Source organism: Mesorhizobium sp. B3-2-1, from assembly GCF_006439515.1.
GTDB lineage: Bacteria > Pseudomonadota > Alphaproteobacteria > Rhizobiales > Rhizobiaceae > Mesorhizobium.
The window spans coordinates 1-18,658 of record NZ_VFTI01000046.1 but is presented as its reverse complement, the minus strand read 5'-3'; the positions used below and the strand labels follow the sequence as shown (position 1 = coordinate 18,658).

Here is an 18,658-nt window from a genome sequence, read left to right as displayed (position 1 = left end):
GACATGGTTCCCGGCGCCATTCATGATCGAATCCGATGCCGAACGACAGAAGCAACGTCGAAAACAGACCATCCCCCGACGCGCTGCTCGAGCATGCGGGGCGGGAAGGGCGCGGCCGTCTGCGCATATTCCTCGGCGCGGCACCTGGTGTCGGCAAGACTTACGAGATGCTGATGTCGGGCCGTGCCAGGCTGGCCGACGGTGTCGACGTGGTAATCGGCGTGGTCGAGACGCATGGCCGCAAGGAAACCCAGGCCCTGGTGGAAGGCTATGAAGTCATTGCCCGCCGCAAGGTCGATTACAAAGGGCGTGTCCTCGACGAGATGGATATCGACGCCATCCTTGCCCGGCACCCGGCGCTGGTCCTGGTCGACGAACTCGCCCACACCAACGCGCCCGGCAGCCGCCACCCCAAGCGCTATCTCGACGTCCAGGAAATCCTGGCGCGGGGCATCGACGTCTATACGACGCTCAACATCCAGCACGTCGAAAGCCTGAACGACGTCGTCGCCCAGATCACGCGGGTCAGGGTGCGCGAGACGGTGCCCGATTCCATCATCGACCAAGCCGATGACGTCGAAATCATCGATCTGACGCCCGACGACCTGATCAAGCGGCTGGAGGAGGGGAAGGTCTATTTCCCCAACACGGCGCAGCGTGCCGTCGAGAACTATTTTTCGCCGGGCAATCTGACGGCGTTGCGGGAACTGGCGCTGCGCCGTACCGCCCAGCGCGTCGACGAGCAGTTGCTCAACCACATGCAGTCCCACGCCATCCAGGGTCCGTGGGCTGCCGGGGAACGGGTTCTCGTCTGCGTCGATGCGCGTCCGGGCGGTGCAGCCCGCATTCGCTATGCACGCAGGCTGGCCGACAGGCTTCGTGCGCCGTGGACGGCGCTTCATGTCGACACGCCTCGCTCGGCCGGCATGTCCGAGGACGACAAGGACAGGCTCGCCACACTCCTGCGCCTAGCCGAACAGCTCGGCGCCGAGGTGACGACCATTCCAGGGCAGAACCTGGCACAGGATATCGTGCGCCACGCGACGGCGAACAATTTCACCCACATCGTGGTCGGCAGGCCGACCCGTTCGCGCTGGCGGGAACTGATCGAGGGGTCGCTCACCTACGATCTGATCCGCAATGCCGGCGACATCAGCGTCCATGTCATCTCCGGAACGGAGCGGGACACCGAGACGCCTTCCAGGAGAGTGAGCGCGGCCGCCGAGCAGAGGCAGTTCCAGCCCAAGCCGTATTTGCTGGCTACCGTTTACGTTGCCGGATCATTGGCCGTCAGCTCCGCCCTCGACCAGTTTCTCGACGTTCGCAACCTGGCGATCGTCTTCCTGCTCTCCGTGCTGACATCGGCGGTGGCCGGGGGTCTCTGGCCGGCGCTCTACGCCTGTTTCCTGAGCACACTTGCCTTCAACTATTTCTTCCTCGAGCCGCGCTACACGCTGACGATCCGGGATCCGGAGAGCATCGTTGCGATTGCCGTCTTCTTCGCCGTTGCCGTCATCGCCAGCAACCTGACGGCGCGCGTGCAGCGTCAGGCCGCCGCCGCCCGCTCGCGGGCGCGGGCAACCGAGGACATCTATCTGTTCTCCAAGAAGCTCGCCGGCGCCGGCACGCTCGATGACGTGCTCTGGGCCACCGCCTTCCAGATCGCCTCGATGCTGAAGCTGCGCGTGGTGCTGCTTCTGCCGGAAGATGGCACCATCACCGTCAAGGCAGGCTATCCGCCCGACGATACGCTGGCAGAAGCCGACATCGCCGCTGCCCGCTGGGCCTGGGAGCACAACCGCGCCGCAGGACGCGGCGCGGACACGCTGCCTGGCGCCAAGCGCCTCTATCTCCCCTTGCGTACGGGGCGCACGGCGATCGGCGTCGTCGGCCTCGACAATGACAAGCAGGGCCCGCTTTTGACGCCCGAGCAGCAGCGGCTGCTCGACGCGCTGGCCGACCAGGCGGCGGTGGCGATCGAACGCGTCCAGCTCGTCGCCGATGTCGACCGCGCCAAGCTCGCCGCCGAAGCCGACCGGCTGCGCTCGGCGCTGCTAACTTCGATTTCACATGACCTGAAAACGCCGCTCTCGGCCATCATGGGCGCGGCCGGCACACTCAAGGAATTCGCGCCCGACCTGCCCGAGCAGGACAGGGTGGAGCTTCTGTCGACTGTGATCGACGAATCGGAACGGCTGAACCGCTTCATCGCCAACCTGCTCGACATGACCAAGATCGAATCCGGGGCGATGGAGCCCAACTACGCCCTCCACTATCTCGGAGATATCGTCGGCACGGCACTCGACCGCGCCCGCAAGATCACCAGCGAACACGAGATCGAGGTCGATATTCCGCCCGACCTGCCGATGTTGCGGCTCGATCCCGTGCTGTTCGAGCAGGTCCTGTTCAACCTTCTCGACAATGCCTCGAAATATTCTCCGCCTGGCTCGACGATTCGTGTCCAGGGATGGACCGACAATGGCTCCGTCGTCGTGCAGATCATGGATGAGGGACCGGGCATTCCGGCGCAGGATCTGGAACGCGTGTTCGACACCTTCTACCGGGTGCGCAAGGGCGATCAGGTGCGCGCCGGCACCGGGCTCGGCCTGTCGATCTGCCGTGGCTTCGTCGAGGCGATGGGCGGCACAATCGCGGCCGCCAACCGGACCGACCGCCCCGGTGCCGCCTTCACCATCAGGATGCCGGTGCCGGCGCAAGCGCGCGGTGTCGACAACCGCGCCGACGAGCCCGGGGTGGACCAGCCGCGATGACCAATTCGAATGTCAGGATACTGGTTGTCGATGACGAGCCGCCGATCCGCAAGCTGCTTCGGGTCGGCCTCGCCAGCCAGGGCTACACGGTCAGCGAGGCGCCGAACGCCAAGGTGGCTATCGAGCTGATGGAACAGGAAAAGCCGGATCTGGTGTTGCTCGATCTCGGCCTGCCCGGGATGGGGGGCCATGAGCTCCTGCGCCAATGGCGTGACGACGGCGTCGACATTCCCGTCGTCATCCTCTCCAGCCGCACCGACGAGGCCGGTATCGTCAGCGCGCTCGAACTCGGCGCCGACGACTATGTCACCAAGCCGTTCGGCATGAACGAACTGGTGGCGCGCATCCGCGTGGCGCTGCGCCACAAGTTCCAGCAACAGGGCGAAAAGCCGGTTTTCCAGAGCGGCGACCTCAGCGTCGATCTGGTCAAGCGCATCGTCAGGGTCGAGGACAGGGAGGTGAAGCTGTCACCGAAGGAATACGACATACTGCGCATCCTGGTGCAGCACGCCGGCAAGGTGCTGACCCACCACTTCATCCTGAAGCAGATCTGGGACGATTCGACCGACGTGCAGTATCTCAGGGTCTATGTGCGGCAACTCAGGCAGAAGATCGAAAAAACCCCCGACCAGCCGCGCTACATCACCACCGAAACCGGCGTCGGATACCGCCTGCGTGTCGAGTGAAATAACCCGCCCGATACAACCCCGCGTCAGCCGATGACTGCGAGCGGACGATTTGCCGCCGCCGAGGTCCGCAATGCGGCGAGGCAGCCGAGAATGCCGAGCGGCACGAAGGCGAGGAACAGCCAGCTCGCGACACCAGCGGCCGCGTCATGGTTCAAGCCTTGCGAAAAACCGCTGGCATTGGCGACGATGCCGGCAAGGGCGGCGCCCACGGCATAACCGATGCGCTGCATGGTCGGCACCGCGGCCGAGGCGATGGTCTGCTCGTCGTCCGGCGCGGAGGCGACGATGACGCGGGTCAGGAACGGCCAGGCAATGCCGAAACCGCCGCCCTGCAGCAGGGCGCAGACCAGGATCAGCGGGATAGAGCCCAGCGGTATGGTGTAGGCGAAGCCGGCGATGCCCGCCGCGATCATCAGGGCGCCGCAGACGATGATCATGCGTTCACGCCGCGGCGGCGCGTTGGCGACAAGGATCGACAGGATCGACCAGGCGATCGATTCGGCGGCGATGATATAGCCGGTGGTCAGCAGCGGAATGTCGTGCAGGCTGGTCAGCAGCAGCGGCCCGTAGACGCCGAAGGAGCAGGTCGCGATCGAAAAGGCGGCGACCATGGTCATGCCGGCGCCGACCGGCGTGCGCCATGAGAACAGCCGCGCCGGGAACAGCCGGGAGCGCGGCTTCAGCGCATCGATGTAGAAGAACAGCGCGAGACCCGCCAGACCGAGGATGATCAGCAGCGAGGAACGCAGCAGGGCGATGTCGACGCCCGCCGAGGCGATCAGCACCACGGCAATGGCAAGGCAGCCAAGCGCCATGAACGGGAAGGGCGGCGCCTTGCCGGCGCTCGTGCCGGGTCTTGTCGCTTCCGGTGTGTCGAGTACGAGGAAACTTGCCAGCGCCATGGCGGCGCCGCCGAGGGTGAAGACGCCGAAGGCCCAGCGCCAGGACAGCAATTCGGTCATGATTGCGCCGAGTAGCGGGCCGCTGAAGGCGGCGACGCCCCAGATCGCCGACATGATGCCGAAAAGCTGCGGCCAGATGGCACGCGAGAACAGCCGTTCGACCGAGACGAAGGCCAGCGACACCAGCGCGCCGCCGCCAAGCCCCTCGATCAGACGGCCGGCCAGGAACAATTGCATCGAAGGCGAGGCGGCGCAGATCAGCGCCCCGGCCGCGTAGAACAGGGCCGCGACCACCATGTTGGTGCGCAGCGCCACATAGCTCACCAGCCGTCCGGCCGCGGCACCGGCGACGATGGCGCCAAGTTCGTAGGTCGCCAGCGACCAGCCGACGAGCTGGACGCCGGCCAGTTCGCCGACCATGGCCGGCATGACGGTCGCCACCATCGTCTCGTTGGTGGCGTGCAGCAGGATGCCGAGGCTGATGAAGCAGAAGCGCGCCAGGTCGCCGCTCGCCCACAATGCGCGCCAATCAACCCTGTTTGTGCTGATTTCAGTCATGTCCATCCCCTGCTTTTGCATATCGCGATGCAGCCGCACGGCGCCAGGAGCCAGCGCAAGGCTTCTGGCAGGACCATGCGCGCGGCGTCGAGACGCGGCCTTGCTCGAGGCGGGTTTGTAGAACCTCAACCTCGGTTTAGCTCAAGGGATTTTTTCAAGATATGTTTGAGCCAGCGTCGACCTGGATGGACTGCTTGCCGGCAGCTTGCCGTGATGGCAGCGGCTATGGCTGTCCTCGTCCCCCCAAAAATCAAACGGCGCGGAACCATCCTGTCCGGTTCCGCGCCGCAGAGTGAAGGGCCTGGAGCCGAGGCTCCAAACCACTTATTTGAGCGAGTGGATCAGCTCCAGCGAAGTCACCGCCACCGCGAGATTGACGCCGGTCTGCGCCTGGACGCTGAGCGGCTCCAGCATGAAGGCGCTGTCGAAGCCACCGACCAGCAGGTTGGCGCCGCCGCCGGTCACGACGCTCGCCTCGGCGTTGACGCCGTAGTAGCTGCCGGCAAGGTCGCCCGCGTCACGGTCGCGGGTCGCGGCAAAAACCGCCCAGATGAGCTGGCCCTGATGCGTCTTGCCGACATCGACGCCGAGCTTGGAGATGACGCCGGTATAAATTTCCGACGGCCCGTGATGATGGGGCCGGAAGACGCAGGACACGCCCTTGTTGGACGTCACGATATAGCCCGTGCCGCCATCGATGGTGCAGTCGAGCGTGCCGAGTTGCAGCCTGCCGGCGCTGGCCGGGGCGGCGGCGAAAACGGTCGTTGCAAGGGCAGCGGCGCAGGCGAGTTTCTTGATCATGGGGAGGGTCCTTTCGCAAATCGCTTCGTGATAACGGCTTGAATGGTCAGACCGTTCCGCCGAAAACTTGGCGCGAACAAGGCGAGGGTTAACGGCTTGTCGTGGGGGTTAACACAGGGTTGCCGGATTGGCGGCGATCTTCAGCGCCGCGTGTCCTTTCGGACACGCACACGATGCAGTGGGGCGCTTGGCGCGGGCCTGACGAAGCCGATGTCAGCTGACGCGGGCGAGGCCGTCCTTGGCCGGCTGGTAGCTGGGGTTGAGGCGCACGGCCTCGCGATAGGCCTTCGCCGCCTTTGCCTTGTCGCCGCGCCGTTCGTAGATCAGCGCCTGGTTGGCCCAGGCCTCGGCGTTCTGCCCATCGAGCTTGATCGCCATGTTGAAGTCGGAGAAGGCATTGTCCTCGTCGCCCGTCGCCAGATAGGAGAGGCCACGGCCATTGTAAGGTTCGGCGGCGTCAGGGGCCAGCGAGATAGCGGTCGAGAAATCCTCGATGGCGAATTTGTGCTGGCCCTGGCTCTGATAGATCAGGCCGCGATTGTGGTAGGCGCGGGCGTCCGTGGTATCGAGCTGGATCGCTTTCTGGAAGTCGTTGAAGGCATCCTGGGTGCGGCCGGCCTTGCGGTAGAGATTGCCGCGGCCGATATAGGCGGCGTCATAATTGCCGTTGATCTGGATCGAGCGGTTATAGTCGGCGAGTGCGGCTTCCTGGTTCCCGAGGAAGCGCTGGATGAGGGCCCGATTCGAATAAGCCTGGTAGAAATTCGGGTTGAGCTGGATGGCCTGGTTGAAATCCTTGAGCGCCTGCTGGTACTGGCCGCCGCGGCCATAGGCCGAACCGCGCACATTGTAGCCTTCGGGATCCTGGGGATTGCGCTGGATGACCGCCGACAGCGAGGAGATGTTCTCGCTCGACCCTTGCGCCTTGTCGATGTTGTTGAACTCGCCGGCCGGGCCCGATGTCTGGCAGCCCGCAAGCACCAGTCCGGAAAGCAGGGCCGCTGTCAGGGCGAAACCACGCAATGCGGTCCCGCGCTCCACGCTTGTTGCGTTCATGTCTGCCCTGTCCTCACTTGCGCCGTCGTTCAGGTCCGGTTCCCCCCTCCGGGCCGGGTCACAATCAAAATAAAAGGGTGGCGGCGATTCCGCATCGCGCCACCCTGGTATCCTTCGAAAAGGACGAAATATTGGCAATAATCAGCGCGGCGGACGCGCTGCACCGGCGGCACCGCCAGCAGCGACCGGACGCGGGGTCATCGGCAGCAGGCCTTCGCGCTGTGCGCGCTTGCGGGCCAGCTTGCGGGCGCGGCGAACGGCTTCGGCCTTTTCACGGGCGCGCTTCTCGGAAGGCTTCTCGTAGTGGCCGCGCATCTTCATTTCGCGGAAAATGCCTTCGCGCTGCATCTTCTTCTTCAGCGCGCGAAGCGCCTGATCAACGTTATTGTCGCGGACGAGTACCTGCACGGGCAATCCTGTCTTTCGGGTTTGATATCAACAGGCAAGCAGCCATAGCCACAAGCCTCCGCGGCGCTCGACACCACGAATTGTGGCGGCTGATAGCAGAATCAAGCCTCGCTGTCCACAGTCGAAATGACGGACGACAGCCAAATTGCCACGGTTGGCTAGAGATAGGGTGCCCGTTACGCCGTGGCCAGGTGCAGCCGCTCGAAATCCTCGAAGAACTCACCGTAATCGCAGGTGATCTCCTCGCCGACCGCGATATCCCGGGTCGCGGTCGCGCCGCCATATTGCGAAAAATCGGTGTTCGGGGTCGCCGAATGGTTCATGAAGCGGCCATTGTCGACCTCGTAAACCATGAACCCGGGCTTGTCCGGGCTCGGATAGGCATAACGGTCGAGCAATTCCTTCAGCGGCTGCGGCGCCGCCTCGTATCTGTCCATCGGGATCAGCCGATCGAAATCCGGATCCAGGCGCCAGATCGAGGCGCCCTTGCGGATGGGCTCGGCGGCGAACATGCCAACGCCTTCGATTGCGCTCTGGGCGACATAGGTTCGGATCAGCATCATGGTTCTTGGACCCGTCTTGGCAAGAAGACCCGTTTCGACAGGAAACGGAATCGCCAAATCGCGCCGAAAAAGCAAGACCGGCGGCCTGCGTCACAACGACGAACAGGCCTGTTCCCCGTAAAAGTCCTTCACGTCCGGTTGATCGACACGCCGCCATCGGCAAACAACGCGGTTCCCGTGGTGAAGCTCGAGGCGTCGGAGGCAAGGTAAAGCGCGGAGCGGGCGATCTCTTGCGGCTGCGCCATGCGCCTCAGGAGCAGCCACCCGATACCTTCAGAGGTTCGCACCAACTATTGCCGCAGCAGCCATGCCAGACGGTCTAGCGAGAACGCGTAGGTGATGACGATCAGCACGGCCATGATGATGCCCATAGCGGTATGGCCTGCCACATGGAAACCCGCGGCACCGCCGAACAGGACGACGAATTCCAGCGCCAGCCTGACAGCGCCAGGCACCGGCACCGGAGCCCGGCCTGACCGGCTCGGATCATTGAGGACCGCGAAGGTACCCCATGCCGCGGCTGAGGCGAGCGGCAACGCGATGGCGAGGACCCAACGCCACGCTCCGTCCGAGAGGCTCCAGCCTGCCATGCCGAGGCCAAGCAAGGCGGCAAGCTCCAGCAGGAAGCGCAATGTAAGATTCCACCAGGCGTTGCCCACCATCGTCCTCCGAATCCCCGACGCCGAGGAGTGTGACTGAAGGCAATCATCGGGGCCAGACCGGATACCTCTTTTTCAGCGCGGCGCAAAACGGCAAGCGCCGTCGCAAACAGCGCAAGGATGGCAGCGCTGTTTCGCTAGTGATACACCTCGCGCGCCGGGGCTTGATGATGAACGCCCGGCTGCCATTTGCGAGGCTGGACCGTGAAGAAATACTCTGTATTCGCCATCGCCCGCGAGGCCATGCGCGGCCACAAGGGCTGGGAGGAACAATGGTCCTCGCCAGAGCCGAAGAAGGAATACGACGTCATCATCGTCGGCGCCGGCGGCCATGGGTTGGCCACCGCCTATTATCTGGCCACGGTGCACGGCATCACCAATGTCGCGGTGCTGGAAAAGGGCTGGCTGGGCGGCGGCAACACCGGCCGCAACACCACCATCATCCGTTCCAACTATCTCTATGACGAGAGCGCCGGCATCTACGACCACGCTTTGAAACTGTGGGACGGGCTGAGCCAGGAACTCAACTACAACGTCATGTATTCGGCGCGCGGCGTCATGATGCTGGCGCACAATGTGCACGACATCCAGGTGCTGAAGCGCCATGTCCACGCCAACCGGCTGAACGGCATCGACAATGAATGGCTGTCGCCGGAGCAGGCCAAGGAATTCTGTCCGCCGCTCAACATCTCGAAAGACGCGCGCTATCCGGTCGTCGGAGCCGCCTTGCAGCGCCGCGGCGGCACGGCGCGCCATGACGCGGTCGCCTGGGGTTATGCGCGCGGCGCTTCGGCGCGCGGCGTGCACATCATCCAGAACTGCGAGGTCACCGGCGTCAAGCGGGCCGCCAACGGCGCGGTGACTGGCGTCGACACGACGCGCGGCTTCATCGGCGCCAAGAAGGTCGGCGTCGTCGCCGCCGGCCATTCGTCCGTCATCATGAACATGGCAGGCGTGCGCATGCCGCTGGAGAGCTATCCGTTGCAGGCGCTGGTGTCGGAGCCGGTCAAGCCGGTCGTGCCCTGCGTGGTGATGTCGAACACGGTGCACGCCTATATCTCGCAGTCCGACAAGGGCGAACTGGTGATCGGCGCCGGCACCGACCAGTATGTTTCCTATTCGCAGACAGGCGGGCTTCACATCTTGCAGCATACGCTGGACGCCATCTGCGAAATGTTCCCGATCTTCACGCGCATGAAGATGCTGCGTTCGTGGGGCGGCATCGTCGACGTGACGCCCGATCGCTCGCCGATCCTGGCCAAGACGCCGGTGCCCGGCCTCTACGTCAATTGCGGCTGGGGCACGGGCGGCTTCAAGGCCACGCCTGGCTCGGGCCATGTCTTTGCCCACACCATCGCCAAGGACGATCCGCATCCGATCAACGCGCCCTTCACCATCGAACGCTTCCGCACCGGCCGCCTCATCGACGAGGCTGCTGCGGCGGCGGTGGCGCACTGATGATGACCGAGATGGCAGTGGCGATGCCGCTGATGCTGGCGGGGACTCCATTCATGACCATGGGCCAGAAGCTTTGCGATCAACCGGCCGGCGCGCGCGTCGGCCACGGCGAATTGTAGGAACAAACAGAATGCTTCTCATCCGCTGCCCCTATTGCGAGGAAGAGCGCCCGGAACTCGAATTCCGCAATGCCGGCGAGGCGCACATAGCGCGCTCGGCCAACATGGCCGGCGAGAGCGACGACGATTTCGAGAAGTTCTTCTTCATCCGCTCCAATCCCAAGGGCATCATCTATGAGCGCTGGCGGCACATGCATGGCTGCGCGCGCTTCTTCAACGCGGTGCGCGACACAGTCACCGACAAGTTCGTGATGACCTACAAGGCCGGCGAGCCGAAACCTTCCAAGCTGCCCAAAAACTCCAACGAAGGGCTTGCCAAATGAGCGGCGCATTGCGCATTCCCGGTGCCGGACGCCTCAGGCAGGCCAAGACCGCCCGCTTCAGCTTCGATGGCCAGTCCTATGTCGGCATCGAGGGCGACACGCTGGCCTCGGCGCTTCTGGCCAACGGCGTGCATCTGGTCGGCCGTTCGTTCAAGTACCACCGCCCGCGCGGCATCCTGTCGGCCGGCGCGGAAGAGCCCAACGCCCTGGTCCAGATCGTGCGTGATGACGCGCGCAAGACGCCCAACGTGCGCGCCACCGTGCAGGAGCTCTATGACGGGCTCGCCGCCAATTCGCAGAACCGCTGGCCGTCGCTGTCCTTCGACGTCGGCGCGGTCAACGATTTGGCATCGCCGCTGTTCTCGGCCGGTTTCTACTACAAGACCTTCATGTGGCCGAAGGCGGCCTGGAAGAGCCTCTACGAGCCCAAGATCCGCGAAGCCGCCGGTCTTGGCGTCTCCCCCGACAGGCCGGATCCAGACCATTATTCCTCGCGCTACGCCCATTGCGACGTTCTGGTGCTGGGAGGCGGTGCGGCCGGCATCGCAGCAGCACTTGCCGCTGCGGAGACCGGCGTGCGCGTCATCCTCGCGGACGAGCAGGCGGAGTTCGGCGGCAGCCTGCGCTTCGAGTCTGGTGCGAAGATCGATGGCCAGGGCGGCTTTGCCTGGGCGCAAGCGGCGATTGCCAGGCTGAGTGCGATGGACAATGTCCGCGTGCTGCCGCGCACCACGGCGTTCGGCTATTACGCGCAGAATTTCGTAGGTCTGGTCGAGCGCGTCAGCGATCACCTGAAGGCCCCCGGTCACGACCTGCCGCGCGAGCGGCTCTGGCAGGTGCGTGCCAAGCGCGTGGTGCTGGCCTCCGGCGCCATCGAGCGCCACATGGTGTTCGCCAACAACGACCGGCCAGGCGTCATGCTGGCGGGCGCGGCGCGCACCTTCCTCAATCACTATGGTGTCGCGGTCGGAAAAAATGTCGGTGTCTACACGGCCAATGACTCGGCCTACGGCGCCGCGATCGACCTGAAGAAGGCCGGCGTCAACGTGGCGGCGATCGTCGATCTGCGCGACAATCCGACCGGGACGGTGATCGATGAGGCCAGGGCGCTCGGTATCGAGATCAATTTTGGTCGTGCTGTGATCCGCGCCGGCGGCAAGCTACGCGTGTCGTCGATGACGGTGCAGCCGAAGAATGGCGGCGGCGAACGCACCATGGCGGTCGATGCAATCCTGATGTCGGCCGGCTGGACGCCGTCGGTGCATCTGTTCTCGCAGTCGCGCGGCAAGGTCGCCTTCAACGACGAGACCAAGCGCTTCGTGCCGGGCACCTATGCGCAGGACTGCGTCTCGGTCGGCGCCTGCAACGGCACTGACGGCCTGTCGGCAACGGTTGACGAAGCCTATGCGGCGGGCGCCAAGGCGGCCAAGGATGCTGGCGCGAAAGCCGCCAAAGGTGTGAAGCCGAAGGTGGACGCCTCGGAGAGCTGGTCGCGCGGCATGCTGGGTGCGGCACCCGGCGCCGGGCCGGACACGACGGTGAAAGCCTTCGTCGATTTCCAGAACGACGTCACCGCCAAGGATATCCGCCAGGCGGTGCATGAAGGCATGCGCTCGATCGAGCATGTCAAGCGCTTCACCACCAACGGCATGGCGACCGACCAGGGCAAGACGTCCAACATGCACGGGCTGGCGATTGCCGCCGAGACGCTGGGCAAGCCGATCCCCGAGGTCGGCCTGACCACGTTCCGCGCGCCGTACACGCCGGTCACCTTCGGCGCGATCGTCAGCCACGCGCGTGGGCCGCTGTTCGACCCGACCCGCAAGACGGCAATCCATCCCTGGGCCGAGGCGCAAGGCGCGGTGTTCGAGGATGTCGGCCAATGGAAGCGCGCCTGGTATTTCCCGAAAGCCGGCGAGGACATGCATGCGGCGGTCGACCGCGAATGCGTCGCCGTCCGCAACCAGGCCGGCCTGTTCGATGCCTCGACGCTGGGCAAGATCGAAGTGGTCGGGCCGGATGCTGCCAAATTCATGGAACTGCTCTACACCAATCCGTGGGAGAAGCTGGAGCCAGGTCGCTGCCGCTATGGCATCATGCTGCGCGAGGACGGCTTCATCTATGATGACGGTGTCGTCGGCAGGCTGGCGCCGGACCGTTTCCATGTCACCACGACGACGGGCGGCGCGCCGCGCGTCATGAACCACATGGAGGATTACCTCCAGACCGAGTTCCCGCATCTCAATGTCTGGCTGACCTCGATCACCGAGCAGTGGGCGGTCATTGCCGTGCAGGGTCCGAAGTCCCGAGACATCATCGTGCCGCTGGTCGAAGGGATCGACATGTCTGATGAAGCGCTGCCGCATATGTCGGTGCGCGAAGGCAAGATCTGTGGCGTGCCGACACGGCTGTTCCGCATGTCGTTCACCGGCGAGCGCGGTTTCGAGGTCAATGTGCCGGCCGACCATGGCCAGGCGGTCTGGGAAGCGCTGTGGGCCGAGGGCCAGAAGCATGGCGCCACCGCGTACGGCACCGAGGCGATGCACGTGCTGCGTGCCGAGAAGGGCTATATCATCGTCGGCCAGGATACGGACGGCACGGTGACGCCCAACGATGCCGGTCTCGACTGGGCGGTCGGTAAGAAGAAGGCCGACTTCGTCGGCATTCGCGGCCTGATGCGGCCCGATCTGGTGGCCAAGGGCCGCAAGCAACTGGTCGGCCTCAAAACCAAGGACCCCAAGGTGGTGCTGGAAGAAGGTGCGCAGATCGTCGAGGACCCGAAGCAGGCGATCCCGATGAAGATGATCGGCCACGTCACCTCGAGCTATTGGTCGCAAAACTGCGGCCGTTCCATCGCGCTGGCGCTGGTCGCCGGCGGGCGTGACCGGATGGGCGATACGCTCTACGTGCCGATGCCGAACGGGGTGATCGAAGTGGAGGTTACCGGCATGGTGTTCTTCGACGAGACGGGAGGGCGCCTCAATGGCTAAGGATGCTGCAAAGACGGCCGCGACGGCTTCGCCCTCGGCAGAGCGGCGTCCGGCACTGGCCGGGCGCACCGTCTCCGCAACGGGTGTCAAGGTCGAGGTGCTGCCGCCGGCCGAGCGCGTCTCGCTGCGCGCGCCGGAAGCTTCGGTCGCCGCACTGTCGAAGGCGCTCGGCCTGACCTTGCCGAAGAAGCCGAAAACATCAATGTCGAAGGGCGGGCGTACGGCGCTGTGGCTTGGGCCGGACGAATGGCTTGTCATCGACGAGGCCGGCAAGGACCCACTCGCCGATTGCGCAAAGGTTTCAGCCTTGCACTCGTCGGTCGGTATCTCGCATCGCAACATCGCGATTTCAGTCACCGGTCCGGCGGCGGAAGCCGCGATCAATTCGGGCTGCCCGCAGGATCTGTCGCTCGAAGCCTTCCCGGTGGGCGCCGCTTCGCGCACCATCCTGGGCAAGGCCGAGATCGTGCTGTTGCGCACGGCCGACGAAGGCTTCCGGGTCGAGTGCTGGCGTTCCTTCTCGGACTATGTCTTTACTTTCCTGTCCGAAGGAGCCCGCGACGCCGCTGGCTGACCCCGGAACGTTTGCCGCCCGCGTCCGTTGTGCGGCGACAGGTCGAGGAGAATTGCCGATGCCGTCGAAGTCCGCGCCGAAGTCGCCGAAAACCGCGGCAGTCCGTTCGCTAGAACTTGAGCGGCGCCACGAAGCCGACGCCGAAGAAGAACTCGAGGAAGGCCTCGAGGATACGTTCCCGGCCAGCGATCCCGTGTCGATTACGGGGTCGTCCATTTCCGGCGCGCCGGCCAAAGCCGGCAAGGCCAAGACAGTTCCTGGCCGCAAGACCCGCAAGCCCTGAAATTTTTGGCTGAAGGCGTCTTCCCAATGCTTCGGTGGATGCGGTATTCAAAGCGCTTTGGAGAGGAAAAATGCCAATAGAAGCCGTTGTCTGGGGCGAGAACGTCCATGAACAGACCAATGCCGCCGTGCGCGACCTCTATCCGCTGGGCATGCACGGCACCATTGCCGCCGCGCTCAACCAGGACAAGCGCATTGAGGCGACCACCGCCACCTTGCAGGAACCCGAACACGGCCTGAGCGAGACGCGCCTGGCGGCAACCGACGTGCTTCTATGGTGGGGCCATGCCGCCCATGGCGAGGTCAAGGACGAGATCGTCGAGCGCGTGCAGAAGCGGGTCTGGGAAGGCATGGGGCTGATCGTGCTTCATTCCGGCCATTACTCGAAAATATTCAAGCGGCTTATGGGCACGCCTTGTTCGCTGAAATGGCGCGAGGCGGGCGAGCGCGAGCGGGTCTGGGCGATCAACCGCGGCCACCCGATCGCCCAAGGCATCGGCGAATGCCTGGAGATCGGCGAGACGGAAATGTATGGCGAGCCGTTCGCGGTGCCGGAGCCGCTGGAGACGGTGTTTATCTCCTGGTACGAGGGCGGCGAGGTGTTCCGATCGGGGCTGACCTACCAGCGCGGCGCGGGAAAAATCTTCTACTTCTCGCCCGGCCACGAGACCTATCCGATCTATCACAATGAAGGCGTTCAGCAGGTGCTGCGCAACGCCGTGCATTGGGCACACAACCCGGCCCCGGCCTGGGCCGGCATCACCAATGCGCCGAATGTACCGACGGACAAGGCCAAGGAGAAGATTGTCCAGAAAGGCCTGCGCCTGCATGCCGACGGTGATAAGGGGTTGAGCTGATGCATCGCTTGCTTTTGCTCGGCACCGGCTGGATCGCGGCGCATCATATCGAGGAGTTCGGTCAGGTTCCGGGCTGCAGCATCGTCGCCTGCGTCGATTCTCTGCCGGGCCGCGCGGCGGCGTTCGCCGCCGCCAACAAGATAGGCAATTTCTTCGAAAGCCTCGAAGCGGCGATCGCCTGGGGTGAGTTCGATGCCGCCATCAACGCGACGCCGGACGGCGTCCACAAGGCGACGACGCTCTCCCTGCTTGCCGCCGGGAAACATGTGTTCTGCGAGAAGCCGCTGGCGCCCAACCATGCCGATGCGCTTGCGATGAGCGAAGCCGCCGAGGCGGCCGGGCTCGTCAACATGGTCAACCTGACCTATCGCAACTCACCCGTGATCCACGAGGCCCGACGCATGGTGCAGGCCGGCGAGATCGGCGAGCTGCGCCATGTCGAGGCGGGCTACAGGCAAAGCTGGCTGGTCAGCAAGTTTTGGGGCGACTGGCGGATCGACGACAAATGGCTGTGGCGCCTGTCGAGCCGACACGGTTCGACAGGTGTTCTGGGTGATGTCGGCATCCACATCCTGGATTTCGCCAGCTATGGCGCGGCCCAGGATATCGTCGGTCTGCATGCCGACCTGGTGACGTTTCCGAAAGCGGAGGGCGATCGCATCGGCGACTATGTGCTCGACGCCAATGACAGCGTGGCGATGACGGCGCGGCTCAAATCCGGGGCGCTGGCCACGATCATGGCCAGCCGCTACACGACAGGTCACGGCAACGATTTGTCGCTGGCCTTGCATGGCACCAAGGGCGCGATCAAGGTCGAGACCGACGGCAAGGTTTCGCACCTGTCCGCCTGCCTTGGCGAGGATGTCGACCACCAGCGCTGGCGGACGCTGATGCCGCCCGAAGTCAAGCGCAACGCCCGGCGTTTTGCCGATGCGCTCGATACCGGACAGAACGGCGATCCGTCGTTCCGGCGGGCCGCAGACATGCAGAAGCTGATCGACGCGGCCTTCGAAAGTTCAGCGACCAAGCTGCCGGTCTCGGTCGCCTGAAATCACCATCTGGCCGGTTGAGCCGGCCAGAACCGACTTTCCGAAAATCTCAGTAGGCGCTCGGCATGATCCACGGGTTCACCGTGATTCCGAGCCGCGGACCCTTGCCGTCGGTCGTGGCTTGCGTGGAAGCCTTCTTATCGACCGAGCCGGTCGAAGCGCAATCGAGCTTCACATTGGTCCTGATGTCGACGCAGGTCGCTGCAGTCGGGTGCTTGACCGGGTGAGCGGAGCCGGCGGCAAAAGCCGAGCCCGAAAGTGCCAGCACGGCGGCGAGGGTGAGAAGTGTCTTTTTCATGGTCGGTCTCCGTTTTCGACGGTGAATTTGTTTCCGTACATGTACGTTGTTTCGTACAAATACGTCCGACGATCGGGGAGTTCAAGAGAGAATCGTACGCGTACGGTAAACTTTTGTTAACCAAGAAATTCGCCTACAGCGTGTCGCGGCGAATAAGATTCGCCCGACCTGCTGTAAGCTTCTGATTTTATGCATGTCGTTATCCCGGAACCGAGGACACTTCCGGGCGACATGCATTAGACTTGGCTGCGAGGGCGGTGAGGAAACGGGAAGACGAAAGGGCTGGCGCTCAGCAGTTGACCGGTGTCTCGGTCAACGGCGGCACATCTTGCGTGCTGAGCGTGGCAAGGGTGAAATCGCACATGCGTTTGACGAAAGCCTGCGGGTCGCCGAACGGATAAAAGGGGAAGGTGATCAACAGCGAGATCGTGCCATGGCCGACCGCCCACAGCATGGTGGCAATGGCGCGCGGATCGCCATGCAATTTGCCGGCGGCGACACAGGCCTCGACCCTGCTGATCAGCGCCTTCATCGCCGGGTTGCCTTCCTCCATGTCCTCGTAACTCCTGCCTTCCGGCAGCTTGGTCTTTTCGGTCATGAAGACGGTGCGGTATTCGTTGGGATTGCCGAGCCCGAAGGCGGCATATTCGGTCATGACCGCCTGCAAGGCCTCGATCGGATCGTCCGATGGGTGCTCCTCGATGCGCCGGGCAAGCGTTTCGAACGCGTCCTCGGCCAGCGCGAACAGGATGTCCTGCTTGTCGGCGAAGTAGGAATAGACCGACATCGGCGCATAGCCGACCCGCTTGGCCAGCTTGCGGATGGTCAGGCCTTCATAGCCTTCTTCCTGGACGAGCTTGTGCGCGGCCGCGACAAGCTCCGAGCGCAGTTCGGCCTTTTGTTTCTCGCGGCGTTTCTGGACGCTCAGCGGCAAGTCAGTTGCCCTTGTCTGGTTGGTGCCTGGCTAAATTATATACGCTGTACGGAAACGAACAAGGGTGCCGCCGGTTCCCATGCGGCAGGCGTCAGATGGTACGGACGCCGCCATCGACGGCCAGCGCCATCCCGTCGATATCAGACAGAACTAGCCGCGCGCGCCTTCGGCGGCAAAGCCTTTTGCGGCTCCCCGGCCAAGCCCGCCGGCCGCACCCGAGATCAGCACCGTTGCGCCGTCGAAGCGACCCATCCGTCTCCCCCTTTACGTCTGCTCGTCGATCATTTTGGCGGCGAGGTGCGAGAGCAATTTGACCGCCTCGCCATAGGTTTTGGCCTTCTCCGGGTTGGAAGCGTTGCCGTCGAGCGCCCGCTTGTAGACACCCTGGCAGATTGCCGCCAACCGGAAGAAGGAGAAGGCGAGGAAGAACGTCCAGTTGTCGATGCCGGCGAGCCCACGCCGCTGGCAATAGGCGGTGACATAATCTTCTTCGCCGGGCAGGCCAAGTGCCGAGCGATCGACGCCGCCCAGGCCGCGAAAGCCGGAATCATGCGGCAGGCGCCATTGCATGCACTGATAGGCGATGTCGGCGAAGGAGTGGCCAAGCGTCGACAATTCCCAGTCGAGCACCGCCAGCACCTTTGGCTGGTCCGGCGCGAAGATCAGGTTGTCCAGCCGGTAGTCGCCATGCACCAGCGACACGCTGATATCATCGGCCGGCATATGGGGTTCCAGCCAGGCAATCAGTTGATCCATTTCGGCAATGGTGCCGGTCTCGGAGGCACGGTACTGGCTGGTCCAGCGTGCCAGCTGCCGTTCGAAGTAATTGCCGGGGCGGCCGAAATCGCCGAGACCCACGGCCTCGACATCGACATCGTGCAGGGCGGCGAGCGTCGCGTTCATGGCGTCGTAGATCGCGGCGCGCTCACCGTTGTCGCGGGCGTCAGGCAGCGCCGGATCCCAGAAGATGCGGCCATCGAGGAAATCCATGACGTAGAACATGCGGCCGATCGGTGAATCCTCGGCCGACAGATGCAGCATTTCGGGAACAGGCACGGCGGTGCCCGAAAGCGCCTTCATCACGCGGAATTCGCGGTCGACCTGGTGCGCCGATTTCAAGAGTTGGCCTGGCGGCTTGGCGCGCAGCACGTAACGGCCGCTTGCCGCCGTCAGGAGATAGGTCGGGTTGGATTGGCCGGATTTGAATTTTTCGATTGCCGTGAGCCCGGAAAAGCCCGGGATGTGCGCCTCGAGGTAAGGCGCAAGCGCCGCCTGGTCGAGCGCGTTCAGGTCGCTCATCAGGCAACCTCACGATTGCGTTGAATCAGTTTAGGAGCTGATTGGGCGTTGGTCCCGCGCCACCGTGA

General features: G+C 64.1%; 18 protein-coding genes and 1 pseudogene. 9 read left to right on the top strand and 10 right to left on the bottom strand.

All coding sequences use genetic code 11. The features are described 5' to 3' along the window. Nucleotides 1-35 precede the first annotated feature (35 nt). Nucleotides 36-2,771: a sensor histidine kinase KdpD gene (locus FJW08_RS30390; protein WP_140813511.1), complete on the top strand. Its 2,736-nt coding sequence runs from the start codon at nt 36-38 to the stop codon at nt 2,769-2,771. Beyond that, the gene (locus FJW08_RS30385; RefSeq protein ID WP_140813510.1) at nt 2,768-3,457 is read left to right on the top strand and encodes a response regulator transcription factor; all 690 of its coding nucleotides are present in this window, start codon (nt 2,768-2,770) and stop codon (nt 3,455-3,457) included. Before FJW08_RS30390 ends, FJW08_RS30385 begins: the two co-directional genes overlap by 4 nt. Before the next feature lie 26 nt (nt 3,458-3,483). Here FJW08_RS30385 and FJW08_RS30380 read toward each other — a convergent pair whose 3' ends face one another. From FJW08_RS30380 to FJW08_RS30350, 7 genes and pseudogenes are all read right to left on the bottom strand, one after another. Beyond that, nucleotides 3,484-4,920: an MFS transporter gene (locus FJW08_RS30380; protein ID WP_140813509.1), complete on the bottom strand. Its 1,437-nt coding sequence runs from the start codon at nt 4,918-4,920 to the stop codon at nt 3,484-3,486. Nucleotides 4,921-5,244: 324 nt separating this feature from the next. Next, entirely contained in the window at nt 5,245-5,721 is a 477-nt protein-coding gene (locus tag FJW08_RS30375; protein WP_140756154.1) for a DUF992 domain-containing protein, read from the bottom strand. A 213-nt stretch (nt 5,722-5,934) separates the two neighbouring features. Continuing rightward, the gene (locus tag FJW08_RS30370) at nt 5,935-6,777 is read right to left on the bottom strand and encodes a tetratricopeptide repeat protein (protein ID WP_140756152.1); all 843 of its coding nucleotides are present in this window, start codon (nt 6,775-6,777) and stop codon (nt 5,935-5,937) included. Nucleotides 6,778-6,918: 141 nt separating this feature from the next. Next, the gene (gene rpsU, locus FJW08_RS30365) at nt 6,919-7,185 is read right to left on the bottom strand and encodes a 30S ribosomal protein S21 (RefSeq protein ID WP_010911429.1); all 267 of its coding nucleotides are present in this window, start codon (nt 7,183-7,185) and stop codon (nt 6,919-6,921) included. A 176-nt stretch (nt 7,186-7,361) separates the two neighbouring features. Further along, complete coding sequence (locus FJW08_RS30360) at nt 7,362-7,748, bottom strand: SET domain-containing protein-lysine N-methyltransferase (RefSeq protein WP_140813508.1); 387 nt, start codon at nt 7,746-7,748, stop codon at nt 7,362-7,364. A gap of 128 nt (nt 7,749-7,876) precedes the next feature. Continuing rightward, nucleotides 7,877-8,002: pseudogene (locus tag FJW08_RS30355) on the bottom strand (SDR family oxidoreductase); the annotation flags it as partial. Nucleotides 8,003-8,038: 36 nt separating this feature from the next. After that, nucleotides 8,039-8,410 (bottom strand): YrdB family protein, encoded by a 372-nt coding sequence (locus FJW08_RS30350; protein ID WP_224597182.1) that lies wholly within the window; start codon nt 8,408-8,410, stop codon nt 8,039-8,041. A 201-nt stretch (nt 8,411-8,611) separates the two neighbouring features. On the opposite strand from FJW08_RS30350, the gene FJW08_RS30345 reads away from it, so the two are divergent. The 7 genes from FJW08_RS30345 to FJW08_RS30315 all read left to right on the top strand — a co-directional run bounded on the left by FJW08_RS30345 (nt 8,612) and on the right by FJW08_RS30315 (nt 16,059). Then, nucleotides 8,612-9,865: a sarcosine oxidase subunit beta gene (locus FJW08_RS30345; RefSeq protein WP_140813507.1), complete on the top strand. Its 1,254-nt coding sequence runs from the start codon at nt 8,612-8,614 to the stop codon at nt 9,863-9,865. A 130-nt stretch (nt 9,866-9,995) separates the two neighbouring features. Beyond that, on the top strand, nt 9,996-10,307 hold the full coding sequence (locus FJW08_RS30340) for a sarcosine oxidase subunit delta (protein ID WP_140711976.1): 312 nt from the start codon (nt 9,996-9,998) through the stop codon (nt 10,305-10,307). Then, the gene (locus tag FJW08_RS30335) at nt 10,304-13,297 is read left to right on the top strand and encodes a sarcosine oxidase subunit alpha (RefSeq protein ID WP_140813506.1); all 2,994 of its coding nucleotides are present in this window, start codon (nt 10,304-10,306) and stop codon (nt 13,295-13,297) included. The genes FJW08_RS30340 and FJW08_RS30335 overlap by 4 nt, the downstream gene beginning before the upstream one ends. After that, nucleotides 13,290-13,871, top strand: a complete 582-nt coding sequence (locus FJW08_RS30330) for a sarcosine oxidase subunit gamma (protein WP_140813505.1) — start codon at nt 13,290-13,292, stop codon at nt 13,869-13,871. The genes FJW08_RS30335 and FJW08_RS30330 overlap by 8 nt, the downstream gene beginning before the upstream one ends. Before the next feature lie 58 nt (nt 13,872-13,929). Then, on the top strand, nt 13,930-14,154 hold the full coding sequence (locus FJW08_RS30325; RefSeq protein WP_140813504.1) for a hypothetical protein: 225 nt from the start codon (nt 13,930-13,932) through the stop codon (nt 14,152-14,154). A gap of 70 nt (nt 14,155-14,224) precedes the next feature. Beyond that, a complete protein-coding gene (locus FJW08_RS30320; RefSeq protein WP_140756138.1) occupies nt 14,225-15,010 on the top strand; it encodes a ThuA domain-containing protein in 786 nt (261 codons plus the stop codon). Next, nucleotides 15,010-16,059, top strand: a complete 1,050-nt coding sequence (locus tag FJW08_RS30315; RefSeq protein WP_140756136.1) for a Gfo/Idh/MocA family oxidoreductase — start codon at nt 15,010-15,012, stop codon at nt 16,057-16,059. Before FJW08_RS30320 ends, FJW08_RS30315 begins: the two co-directional genes overlap by 1 nt. A gap of 49 nt (nt 16,060-16,108) precedes the next feature. On the opposite strand, the gene FJW08_RS30310 is transcribed toward FJW08_RS30315, so the two are convergent. The 3 genes from FJW08_RS30310 to FJW08_RS30295 form a co-directional block, all read right to left on the bottom strand. Next, a complete protein-coding gene (locus tag FJW08_RS30310) occupies nt 16,109-16,357 on the bottom strand; it encodes a DUF680 domain-containing protein (protein ID WP_140813503.1) in 249 nt (82 codons plus the stop codon). A 289-nt stretch (nt 16,358-16,646) separates the two neighbouring features. Further along, on the bottom strand, nt 16,647-17,291 hold the full coding sequence (locus FJW08_RS30305) for a TetR/AcrR family transcriptional regulator (protein WP_140756132.1): 645 nt from the start codon (nt 17,289-17,291) through the stop codon (nt 16,647-16,649). Nucleotides 17,292-17,555: 264 nt separating this feature from the next. Further along, the gene (locus tag FJW08_RS30295; RefSeq protein WP_140813502.1) at nt 17,556-18,590 is read right to left on the bottom strand and encodes a phosphotransferase; all 1,035 of its coding nucleotides are present in this window, start codon (nt 18,588-18,590) and stop codon (nt 17,556-17,558) included. Between the last annotated feature and the right edge of the window lie 68 nt (nt 18,591-18,658).